Genomic DNA, 10,793 nt, shown 5'->3' with positions numbered 1-10,793 from the left:
GGGCTCTCTGCCCGCAGCATGCCATCATTAAGCCCCTTGGGTCCTATTCGAAATCCCTGATGAGCCGCATCGACACACTCATGGCCCGGATGACGCTGGCCGAAAAGCTGGGTCAACTGACGATGACTGCCTCCAGCTACACGGTCACCGGACCGGTGCTCGCGGGGGACTCCACGCAGTCGATCATCGACGGCAGCGTCGGCAATCTGCTGAACATGGTGGGCGCCGGCCCCACGCACGAGATGCAGCGGCTGGCGGTCGAGAAGTCGCGGCTTGGCATTCCGCTCCTGATCGGCCTGGACATCATCCACGGCCATCGCACGCTCTTTCCGATTCCGCTGGCGGAGGCCGGCAGCTTCGACGAAGACCTCTGGGAGCGCACGGCGCGGGAAGCCGCGCGCGAAGGCGCCGCCGACGGCCTGGCGATGACCTTCGCGCCGATGCTCGACGTGTCGCGCGATCCGCGCTGGGGCCGCACCGCGGAAGGACCCGGCGAAGACCCTTGGCTGAACGCGCGCATCGCAGGGGCCAAGGTGCGCGGTTTCCAGGGCGCCGACCTGTCGTCGGCCGAATCGCTGGCCGCCTGCGCGAAGCATTTCGTCGCCTACGGCGCAGTCACCGCGGGGCGGGAGTACGCCGCGGTGGACATCTCCGAGCGCACCCTGCGCGAGGTGCATCTGCCGGGCTTCGAAGCGGCGGTGCGCGCCGGCGTCGCAACGCTGATGCCCGCGTTCACCGATCTCAACGGCGTGCCGATGACGGCGCACATCCCCCTGCTGCGCGACTGGCTGCGCGGCGAGATGGGCTGGGACGGCGTCATCGTCAGCGACTACAACGCGATCGCGGAGCTGATCAAGCACGGCGTCGCGGCCGATCTCGTCGATGCCGCGGTACTGGCGCTGAAGGCCGGCGTCGACATCGACATGATGGCCGACGCCTATCGCAAGGGCCTGCCGATCGCGCTCGAACAGGGACGGGTGACGATCGAGGAGATCGACGCGAGCGTGCGCCGCGTGCTGCGGCTCAAGGAGCAGCTCGGCCTGTTCGACGACCCCTACCGCCGCGGCGCAACGCCGGAACCCGCGGCAGCCGTTGCCGAACGGCACACGGTGGCGCGCGACGCCGCGCGCAAGGCCATCGTCCTGCTGAAGAACGAGCGCGACACGCTGCCTTTGCCTGTGGCACCGAAGGCACTGTGCGTCATCGGCCCGCTGGCCGATGCAAGCACCGAGATGAAAGGCCCGTGGTGGGGCGCCGGCGAACACGAGCCGGCCGTCAGCGTGCTGGCCGGCCTGCGCGCCGCGCTGCCGCAGGCCGACATGCGCCATGCGCCCGGCGTCGAAATCGAGGGCGGCGACGACAGCGGCATCGAAGCGGCCATCGCGCTGTGCGACGGCGCCGACGCGGTCGTGCTGTGCCTGGGCGAGCGCGCCACCATGAGCGGCGAGGCGGCGAGCCGCGCCACGCCCGCGCTTCCGGGCCGGCAACAGGCGCTGGCCGAAGCGGTGACGGCGCGCGCCCGCGCGCTCGGCATCCCTGTCGTCGCCATCTTGTTCTCGGGCCGGCCGCTCGTCGTCCCCTGGCTGGCTGAAAACGCCGATGCACTGCTGGCTGCGTGGTTCCTCGGCGTCGAGGCCGGCCATGCGATTGCCGACGTGCTCACGGGCCGGGTGCCGCCCAGCGGTCGCACGCCGATGAGCTGGCCGCGCGCTCTCGGGCAGGTGCCGATCCATTTCGGCCAGCGTCCCACCGGCCGGCCGATGAATCCCGCCGACCACTTCACGAGCAAGTACCTGGACGTGCCCAACACGCCGCTGTACGACTTCGGCCATGGCCTGACCTACGGCCGGTTCGACTACGACGCGCTCCAGGTCGAGCCGCGGCGCGTGCGCGAGCAGGACCTGCTTGAGATCAGCGTCAGCCTGCGCAACGTCGGCGTGCGCGAGGCCGAGGAGACGGTCTTCCTGTTCGTTCGCCACAAGCTGAGCCGCGTCACCCGGCCGCTGCTGGAGCTCAAGGGCTATGCAAAGCTGCGCTTGAAGCCGGGCGACGTTGGCTCGGTGAATCTGGCGTTGCCGGCGGCCGCGTTGCGCCACCTCGGGCCGGACCTGCAGCCCGTGTTCGAGCCGGGCGAAGTCGAGATCCTCGTCGGGCCGAGTGCCGAGCCATCAGGCTTGCTGCGCCAGACCATCGAGTTGTACTGAAACTCTGCGGATGTCGTCGACGACGTCAGCGAAGGTCCGGTTCCGGAGGTGGACCGGTCGTTCCGGAGAACGGCCCTCTGGACAGCGCCCGCGCGCGTTGCCACACTGCCCGCATGGCACTTTCTCACGCATCCTCCGGCCAGGTCGTGAACCTCGGCACGCTCGACGGGCAGGCGACGGAAACCTGCGCACTGCTGAAGGCCCGCGACATCGAGCTCATGTGGCTGGTGCTGCCGGCCGGCAAGCAGGTTCCGTCGCATGCCGTCTCGACCTCGATGACCTTGCAGTGCATGCGCGGCAAGGTTGAGGTGCAGCTGGACGGCGAGGCGAGGGTGCTTGAGGCCGACCAAGTTATTTATCTGGCGGGCGGCGTGCCGCACGGCCTGCATGCGCTGGAAGATGCCAGGCTGCTGATGACCGTCGTGCTGCCGGCCAGCCGCACCGACTGAGTCAGCAGCCCGCCGCGGCCAGCTGCGCCACCGCGTTCAGGTCGGGCGCCACGCCGATGCCCGGCTGCTCGCCCAGGCTGCAGCGGCCTTCCGTCACGCGCGACAGCGCTGGCGCAAGCGCAGTGCGCAGCGGATTGGGATTGGCGTCGATCTCGAGGATGCCGCTGCCGCCGGCTGCGGCCAGCAGATGGGCCGAATGCAGCAGGCCGATGCCGCCGCCCAGGTAGTGCGGACAGTAGCGCAGGCCCGCGGCTTGGCCGCGCGCGATCACGGGCCAGCAGCCCGAGATGCCGCCCCATTTGGCGCTGTCGGGCTGCAGCACCGAGAGCACGCCTTGCGCAATGGCGGCATCGAAGGCCGCGGGGCTCGCGATGTTCTCGCCGGCCGCGAGCGGAATGCCCGTGGCCTGCGACAGCTGCTGCCACTCGTGCCACGGCCGGTCGGCGCGCAGCGGCTCTTCGAGCCACCCGAGGTTGAAGGCCTCCAGCTGCGGCGCCATGGCGCGGGCCTCGTCCAGGCTCCAGGCCTGGTTGGCGTCGGTCATGAGCGGCAGGCCGGGGCCCAGCACCTCGCGCATCGCGGCGAGGTTCGCCAGGTCGCGCTCGCGGCCGAAGCCGATCTTGAGCTTGAACGCGCGGTAGCCTTCGGCGAGCCGCGCCGCCGCCAGGTCCTGCGGCCGATCGGGATTGATGCCGCTGGCATAGACGCCCACGCCGTCGTGCGCGCCGCCCAGGTAACGCCACAGCGGCTGGCCGGCGCGGCGTGCGCACAGGTCCCACAGCGCCAGGTCGATGCCCGCGATCACCTGCGCCATCGGGCCCGGCTCGCCGGACTGGATCGCGAGCACGGCGGTGCGCTGCGTCAGCCAGTCGAAGGCTTCGGCGGGGCCGTCGAAGGCGCGGCTCGCCAGCAGCGGCGCCATCACGCTGTCGACGAGCTTCGCGCGGTGCTCCGCGCCGCAGGAAGGAAAGTTGCACCAGACCTCGCCCCAGCCCGTGGCGCCGTCGCGGTCTTCCACGCGAACGAAGACGGCCGGCCGGTCATGCATGGTGCCGAACGAGGTGCGCACGGGCGTGGCGATCGGGCAGCGGAACACGAAGGCCTCGACGCGCGCGGCATGGACAGGGGAGAGGGGCAGCGGCTTCATGGTTTCAGGTTCATTTCGACGCGGATGGCATCGCCGCGGTAGGTGACGTCGGCCAGGTAGATCACGGTGTCCTCCGCGTCCTTGAAGATGCGGCGCACCTCGGCCACGGGCGCGTTCATCGGCAGCTTCAGCAGCCCGGCCACTTCCATGTCGGCCGTGCCGATGGTCAGCACCTGGTGCGCCTGGGCGATCTTCACGCTCTTCATCGCGATCAGCAGCGGGATCACGGTCCTGGTGCGGAACTTCTCGGGCGCCTTGCGGAAGATGCGTTCGTCCAGGTAGATGTTGATGACGCAGTAGGCGCGGCCGTCGCGGAAGTGCACGCGGCGCATGAAGGCGTAGCGCGCGGCGGGCTGCCCTTCGCCCGGCGCGAGTGGCGGGGAGGTCGCGGCCTCGTCGATGTTCATGATCTTCGGCTGCGTGTCCTCGTAGACGCGCGCGAGCTCGTCCAGGCTGGTGACCACGCTGATGAAGCGGTCGCGGTTGGGCTTGCCGGTGACGAAGGTCCCGCGGCCCTGCTGCGGCGACACCAGGCCCTCGCGCGCGAGCAGGTCGATGGCCTGGCGCACCGTGACCCGCGCCACGCCGAATTCCGCCGTCAGTTCCTCGAGCGAGGGCAGCCGGTGCTCGCGCGGCCAGATGCCGCGCGCGATGCGCTGGCGCAGCAGGTCCGCCAGCTGGTGGTAGCGCGGCATCGGACTGTCGAGAAACTTGGCGGACATGTTTTATCAATCAAACGTATGGTCTATAGTATGACAGATTGACAGAGACGGAAGCCTACGGGCCCAGTCCGCCAACGAGAGACAAACCGCCGATGAGAAGCTCCTCTTCCCCGCTGATGCGCGCGCTGCTGATCGTGGCGCCGTGGCTGTTGATCCTGGCGCTCTGGTACGCCATCCGCGCGAGCGGCCTGGTCAATCCCGCACTGGTGCCGGCGCCGCACATGGTGCTGGCCAAGTTCGTCGAGCTGTCGCGCGGCAGGCTGTGGGAAGACATCTACATGTCGACGCAGCGTGTCTTCGTCGGTGTGGCGCTGGGCGTGTCGCTGGCGGTGCCGGTGGGCTTCTGCCTTGGCTGGTACCAGGGCCTGCGCAGCTTCATGGATCCGGTCATCAACTTCTTCCGCGCGCTGCCGCCGATTGCGCTGATCCCGCTGGTGATCGTGTACTTCGGCATCGGCGAGGCGGCCAAGACCGCGATTCTTTTCTATGCCTCGTTCTTCGCGGGCGTGATCGTCATGTACGAGGGCATCGCGCAGATCAGCCCGATCTACATCAAGGTGGCGCGCACGCTGGGCGCCAGCGATGTGGAGATCTTCGGCAAGGTGATCGTGCCGCTGACCATTCCGCACATCCTCACGGCGGTGCGCGTGGCGCTCGGCGTGGCGTGGGCCACGCTGGTCGCGTCCGAGCTGATTGCGGCGCAGCAGGGCCTGGGGGCGCTGATCCAGAACGCCTCGTCGTTCTTCCAGCTCGACATCATCTACGTGGGCATCATCTGCATCGGCGTGATCGCGCTCGTCATGGACCTGCTGCTGCGCCTTGCGACGCGCCGGCTGGTGGCCTGGCAGGACCGCATCGCCTGAAGGAGGGCCGCTTCGCCATGACGCCACAGCAACCCATCCGCATCAGCTTCGACCATGTGTCGGTCGATTTTCCGACCGAGCATGGCCCCATGCGCGTGCTCGACGACGTGTCGTTCGACATCCGCAACGGCGAGTTCGTCTCGATCATCGGCCCCTCGGGCTGCGGCAAGACGACGATGATGAACATCGTCGGCGGCTTCGTCCAACCCACCAGCGGGCAGGTGCTGCTCGATGGAAAACCGGTGGCCGCGCCCGGGCCCGACCGCGGCGTGATCTTCCAGGAGTACGGCGTGTTCCCGTGGCTCACGGTGCGCCAGAACATCGAGTTCGGCCTGAAGCTCTCCGCGAACCGCGTGCCGGCCAGCGAGCGCGAGGAGATCGTGCAGCGCTACATGCAGCTGATGGGGCTGTCGGACTTTGCGGGGCATTTTCCCAAGCACCTGTCGGGCGGCATGCGCCAGCGGCTCGCGATTGCGCGGGCCTACGCGGTGCGGCCGGAGTTCCTGCTGATGGACGAGCCCTTCGGCGCGCTCGATGCGCAGACCCGCTCGGCCATGCAGGACCTGCTGCTGCAGGTGCTGCAGAGCGACGGCAAGACCGTGATGCTGATCACGCACTCGGTGGAAGAGGCGATCTATTTGTCCTCGCGCATCGTCGTGGTCACGGCGCGGCCGGCGCGCATCCGCACCGTGATCGACATTCCCTTCGGCTATCCGCGCGCGGAGAACCTGCACGAGGACCCGCGCTTCGCCGAGCTGCGCGCCCACATCCGCGAGCTCGTCATGCAGGAATACGCCGCGCAGGCCAGGCAGGCCGTGCGCATGTCGGACTAGCTGCTTTCACCACCCCGCCACAGGAGACACACCATGGCCCTTCGACGCAGACAACTGATCCAGGCCGCCGCCGCCGGCGCGGCCGCACTGGCCGGCGGCATGCCGGCCTTCGCCCACGCGCGGACCAAGGTCAAGGTGGGCTACCTGCACACCCCGGCCGTGGACGGCCACATCTGGATCGGGCAGGAGAGCGGCGCCTTTGCGAAGCAGGGGCTCGAACTGGAGATGATCCAGTTCACCACCGGCCTGGAGCTGTTCCAGGCCATGATCGGCGGCAGCCTGGACATGCTGTCCACCGGCGCCGTGGTGTCCAACTTTCCGGCGCGCGGCCAGGGCAAGGTGTTCCTGATGAACAACATCGAGTATGCGACGGCCCAGCTGTGGGTGCGCGAGGACGCCGGCATCAAGACCGTGGCCGACCTCAAGGGCAAGCAGATCTCCACCACCACGGGCACCACGGCGCACGTGTTCCTCGACCGCGCGCTGCGTTCGGGCAACCTGGATCCGGCCAAGGACGTGAAGCTGGTCAACCAGCGCATGACCGAGGCCGTCACCTCCTTCATCTCCGGCGCGGTGCCCGCGGTGGCGCTGTGGGTGCCCTTCGATTCGGTGATCCGCCAGAAGCTGCCGAGCGCGCGCAAGCTGATCGATGCCTCGGCCTTCTTCCCCGAGGCCGCCATCATGGGCGGCTGGGCCGCGCGCAACGACTACTACGACAAGAACCGCGCGGTCATCGCCAAGCTGATCGCCGCATGGGCCGAAGTCAACGACGTGGTCACCGGCAAGCCCGACGCCGCGGCCGAGATGCTGCAGAAGACCCAGTACAAGGAAGTGCCGCTGGCGGACTTCAAGGAGCAGTTCAAGGCCTCCAAGTACTACACCACCGCCGAGTGGCGCACGCGCTACCAGGACGGCACGGTCACCAAGTGGCTGCAGCAGGTGACCGACTTCTTCGTTGCCAATGCCAACATCCAGGGCGCGCTGAAGGCCGAGCAGTACTTCGACGCCAAGCCCTTCCTGGAGACCGTCAAGGCATGACGGCGGGCGCCGGCGGCTACGACTACATCATCGTCGGCGCCGGTTCGGCCGGCTGCGTGCTGGCCAACCGCCTGAGCGCCGATGCACGCTGCCGCGTGCTGGTGCTCGAGGCGGGCGGGGAGGGCGGCGCCTTCTGGCTGCGCATGCCGATCGGCTACTTCCGCACCATCTACGATCCGCGCTATTCATGGCAGTTTGCCGTGGAGCCGCAGGAGGCCACGGGCAACCGCGCCATCGTGTGGCCGCGCGGCAAGGTGCTGGGCGGCTCCAGCGCGATCAACGGGCTCTTGTACATCCGCGGCCAGCATGCCGACTTCGACGACTGGGCCGCCGTGGCGGGCGCGACGGGCTGGAGCTTTCGCGAGGTGCTGCCGTACTTCAAGAGATCCGAGCGCTACCAGGGCGGCGAGAGCGAATACCACGGCGCCTCGGGCGAGCTGTGCGTCTCGGACCTGCGCAACGAACATCCCTACTGCGCCGCCTGGATCGAGGCGGGCGTGCAGGCCGGCCACGGCCGCAACCCGGACTTCAACGGCGCGCGCACCGAAGGCCTGGGCGCCTACCAGCTGACGCTGCGCGGCCACTGGCGCTGCGATGCGGCCACGGCCTTCCTGGCGCCGGTGCGCGCCCGGCCGAACCTCAGGGTGCTGACCGGCGTGCACGTGACGCGGGTGCTGATCGAGCAGGGCCGCGCGGTCGGCGTGGAATGGCTGCAGGACGGCGAGCTGCGCAACGCGCGCGCGGACACCGAGGTGCTGCTGGCCGCGGGCGCGCTGCAGTCGCCGCAGCTGCTGCAGCTGTCGGGCGTGGGCCCGGCCGGCCTGCTGCGCGCCCATGGCATCGCGGTGCAGGCCGATGCGCCGCAGGTCGGCGAGAACCTGCAGGACCACTACCAGGCGCGCGTGATCGTCAGGCTCAGGAAGCGCATGTCGCTGAACGACCAGGTGCGCAACCCGCTCGCGCTGGCCACCATGGGCGCGCAGTGGCTGTTCCGCCAGCGCGGCCCGCTCACGGTGGGCGCGGGGCAGGTCGGCGGCATGGTCTGCAGCCCGCATGCCGAGGGCGGCCGGCCCGACGTGCTGTTCAACGTGATGCCGCTGTCGGTCGACAAGCCCGGCGATCCGCTGCATCGCTTCTCGGGCTTCTCGGCCTCGGCCACCCAGTGCCGGCCGCTGTCGCGCGGCACGGTGCAGATCCGCTCGGCCGATCCGCTGGCGCCGCCGCGCATCGTTTCCAATTACCTGAGCGATCCGCACGACGCCAAGGTGCTGGTGGCGGGCCTCAGGATGCTGCGCGAGATCTACCGCCAGCCGGCCTTCCGCGACCTGGTGACGGACGACGAATACCTGCCGGGGCGCGAAGCCGCCGACGATGCCGCGCTCGAGGCCTTCGCGCGCCACAAGGGCGGCACCGTGTTTCATCCCGCGGGCACCTGCCGCATGGGTGGCGATGTGCGGTCGGTGGTGGACTCGCAGCTGCGCGTGCGCGGCATCGAGCGGCTGCGCGTGATCGACGCCGCCGTGATGCCGGCGATGGTGTCGACCAACACCAATGCTGCGTCGATCATGATTGCGGAGAAGGGGGCGGCGCTGGTGCGGGAGGCGCAAGGGGGCCAGCCGTGAGGCCGCCAGGCACAAATCACCGGATTCCGTGATTCCCAGAACTGCAGCCACATGTAACAGTTCGCGGCCTTAGGAAGCCACGCTGAGGTCCCTTGCGGGGCGCGCATTCCGCACTCGGTGCCGGCTTCGCAACGGACCCGAACCATGCCCTTCGCCCAGCGCCGGCGCCGCCCCTTGCGGCAGACACAAAAAATACATGTACTGACACTTTGTGTGCTGACCGCGGTGGCCCTGCCGGCGCAGGCGCAGATCGACCCGGGCGCGCTGGACCGGCAGAACCAGCTCATCGAGCGCCAGCAGCAGGAGCGGCTGCGCCAGGACCAGGAGCGTGCCTTGCCGCAGCGCCCGCCGCCGGGCGGCACCGACCTGAGGTCCATCGAGCCGAAGGTGTCGGTGCCCGACCTTGGCGCGCCGTGCCGCGACATCCGCGAGATCCGCATCGGCGGCGCGAGCCGGCTGCCCGAGGACGTTCGCGCCGCCATCACGCGCGACTACGCGGGCCGCTGCCTCGGCGCAGCGGAGCTCGAAGCCGTGCTGGCGGCGCTCACCAAGAGCTACATCGACCGCGGCTTCATCACCACGCGCGCCTACCTGCCCGCGCAGGACCTGCGCGGCGGCGTGCTCGAGATCGCGGTGGTGGAGGGCCGCATCGAGCGTTTCGAACTGCAGCAGACGGGCCGCAGCGCCGGCGCGGTGTCGATCCGCGGCGCCTTTGCGGCAAGCCCCGGCGACCTGCTGAACCTGCGTGACCTGGAGCAGGGCATCGACCAGCTCAACAGCCTGTCCTCGAACGAGGCCACGCTGGACGTGCAGCCCGGCAGCCAGCCCGGCCGCAGCGTGGTGGTGGTGCGCAACAAGGCGCGCCTGCCGGTGCATCTGTTCACGAGCTACGACAACACCGGCACGCCGGCCACGGGTGAGAAGAGCGCTTCGGCCACGCTCAGCCTCGACGGCCTGCTGGGCTTCAACGAGCTGATCGCGATCACGCGCCGCCAGTCGGTGCCGCACGACCGCGAGCACAACTCGGCCATGACGGCGCTGCGCGCCTCGGTGCCCTTCGGCTACAGCACCTTCAGCCTCGACGCGAGCGAAAGCGCCTACACCAACACGCTGGTGCTTCCGAGCGGCAGGAAGCTGGCTTCCGAAGGGCGCACCGCCACGCAGAGCCTTGGCGTCGACCACGTGGTGTACCGCGATCAGGCGAGCCGGTTGTCGATGTCGGCCCGGCTCGCGGTGCAGGACAGCCGCAACTTCCTGGGCGGCGAGTTCCTTTCGGTGAGCAGCCGCACGCTGAGCACGCTCGACCTCGGCGCCGCGGCCTTCACCCAGCTGGGCGGCGGCGTGCTGAACGCCCGCCTCGGCTTCGTGCGGGGCCTGTCGATCCTGGGCGCGCTCGAAGACCAGCCGGGGCTCTCCGACAAGCTGCCGCATGCCCAGTTCAGCAAGTTCACGCTCGACCTGGGCTACAGCCGCCGTTTCGAGGCCGGCGGCCAGCCGCTCGTGTGGTCGAGCCAGTTCAGCGGACAGCACAGCCGCGACACGCTGTACGGCTCGCAGCAGATCCTGGTGGGCGGCATCGCCTCGGTGCGCGGCTCGCTGCTCAACACGCTGAGCGGCGACAACGGCTACTACTGGCGCAACGAGCTCGCCTGGCCCTGGCAAACCGTGGCGGCTGGCGAGGCGCTGACGGGCCGCGTCTACGCCGGCTACGACTTCGGCCGCGTGAGCAACCGCGCGGACGGCGTGCCCTCGGGCTCGATGTCGGGCGCCACGCTCGGTGCCTCGCTGCTGTGGCGCGGGCTCAGTGTGGACGTTTTCGCTTCGCGCGCCCTCCACCTGCCGGCCCCCATGAAGCGCGAATCGACGCGCGTCGGGGTGCGCCTGTCCTATTCGCTCTGAACCCGCGCTGAAAGGC

At 69.5% G+C, this 10,793-nt stretch carries 9 protein-coding genes; 7 read left to right on the top strand and 2 right to left on the bottom strand.

Annotation, left to right across the window (positions count from 1 at the left end; all coding sequences use genetic code 11):
- Window positions 1-59 precede the first annotated feature (59 nt).
- A complete protein-coding gene (locus AC1DSC_RS10910) occupies window positions 60-2,204 on the top strand; it encodes a glycoside hydrolase family 3 N-terminal domain-containing protein (protein WP_436288740.1) in 2,145 nt (714 codons plus the stop codon).
- 113 nt (window positions 2,205-2,317) lie between these two features.
- A complete protein-coding gene (locus tag AC1DSC_RS10905) occupies window positions 2,318-2,653 on the top strand; it encodes a cupin domain-containing protein (RefSeq protein WP_369664988.1) in 336 nt (111 codons plus the stop codon).
- 1 nt (window position 2,654) lies between these two features.
- Here AC1DSC_RS10905 and AC1DSC_RS10900 read toward each other — a convergent pair whose 3' ends face one another.
- Both AC1DSC_RS10900 and AC1DSC_RS10895 read right to left on the bottom strand, forming a co-directional pair.
- On the bottom strand, window positions 2,655-3,800 hold the full coding sequence (locus AC1DSC_RS10900; protein WP_278880661.1) for a mandelate racemase/muconate lactonizing enzyme family protein: 1,146 nt from the start codon (window positions 3,798-3,800) through the stop codon (window positions 2,655-2,657).
- Window positions 3,797-4,522 carry a GntR family transcriptional regulator gene (locus AC1DSC_RS10895; RefSeq protein WP_278880660.1) on the bottom strand — a complete coding sequence of 242 codons (726 nt, stop codon included), beginning with the start codon at window positions 4,520-4,522 and terminating at the stop codon, window positions 3,797-3,799. The genes AC1DSC_RS10900 and AC1DSC_RS10895 overlap by 4 nt, the downstream gene beginning before the upstream one ends.
- A gap of 92 nt (window positions 4,523-4,614) precedes the next feature.
- Between AC1DSC_RS10895 and AC1DSC_RS10890 the strand changes: the two genes are divergently transcribed.
- From AC1DSC_RS10890 to AC1DSC_RS10870, 5 genes are all read left to right on the top strand, one after another.
- A complete protein-coding gene (locus tag AC1DSC_RS10890) occupies window positions 4,615-5,385 on the top strand; it encodes an ABC transporter permease (protein WP_369664989.1) in 771 nt (256 codons plus the stop codon).
- Window positions 5,386-5,402: 17 nt separating this feature from the next.
- Complete coding sequence (locus AC1DSC_RS10885) at window positions 5,403-6,218, top strand: ABC transporter ATP-binding protein (RefSeq protein WP_278879931.1); 816 nt, start codon at window positions 5,403-5,405, stop codon at window positions 6,216-6,218.
- Window positions 6,219-6,251: 33 nt separating this feature from the next.
- Entirely contained in the window at window positions 6,252-7,256 is a 1,005-nt protein-coding gene (locus AC1DSC_RS10880; RefSeq protein ID WP_436288741.1) for an ABC transporter substrate-binding protein, read from the top strand.
- Window positions 7,253-8,878, top strand: a complete 1,626-nt coding sequence (locus AC1DSC_RS10875; RefSeq protein ID WP_018907197.1) for a GMC family oxidoreductase — start codon at window positions 7,253-7,255, stop codon at window positions 8,876-8,878. The genes AC1DSC_RS10880 and AC1DSC_RS10875 overlap by 4 nt, the downstream gene beginning before the upstream one ends.
- Window positions 8,879-9,091: 213 nt before the next feature.
- Entirely contained in the window at window positions 9,092-10,777 is a 1,686-nt protein-coding gene (locus AC1DSC_RS10870; RefSeq protein WP_018907198.1) for a ShlB/FhaC/HecB family hemolysin secretion/activation protein, read from the top strand.
- The last annotated feature ends 16 nt before the right edge of the window (window positions 10,778-10,793 follow it).

It is taken from the genome of Variovorax sp. 01N425 (genome assembly GCF_056399465.1).
This window is presented reverse-complemented; position numbering and strand designations above follow the sequence as displayed.

Coding starts and splice junctions, on each gene's coding strand:
- AC1DSC_RS10910 (WP_436288740.1), top strand. CDS start 60: ATGAGCCGCATCGACACACTCATGGCCCGGATGACGCTGGCCGAAAAG.
- AC1DSC_RS10905 (WP_369664988.1), top strand. CDS start 2,318: ATGGCACTTTCTCACGCATCCTCCGGCCAGGTCGTGAACCTCGGCACG.
- AC1DSC_RS10900 (WP_278880661.1), bottom strand. CDS start 3,800: ATGAAGCCGCTGCCCCTCTCCCCTGTCCATGCCGCGCGCGTCGAGGCC.
- AC1DSC_RS10895 (WP_278880660.1), bottom strand. CDS start 4,522: ATGTCCGCCAAGTTTCTCGACAGTCCGATGCCGCGCTACCACCAGCTG.
- AC1DSC_RS10890 (WP_369664989.1), top strand. CDS start 4,615: ATGAGAAGCTCCTCTTCCCCGCTGATGCGCGCGCTGCTGATCGTGGCG.
- AC1DSC_RS10885 (WP_278879931.1), top strand. CDS start 5,403: ATGACGCCACAGCAACCCATCCGCATCAGCTTCGACCATGTGTCGGTC.
- AC1DSC_RS10880 (WP_436288741.1), top strand. CDS start 6,252: ATGGCCCTTCGACGCAGACAACTGATCCAGGCCGCCGCCGCCGGCGCG.
- AC1DSC_RS10875 (WP_018907197.1), top strand. CDS start 7,253: ATGACGGCGGGCGCCGGCGGCTACGACTACATCATCGTCGGCGCCGGT.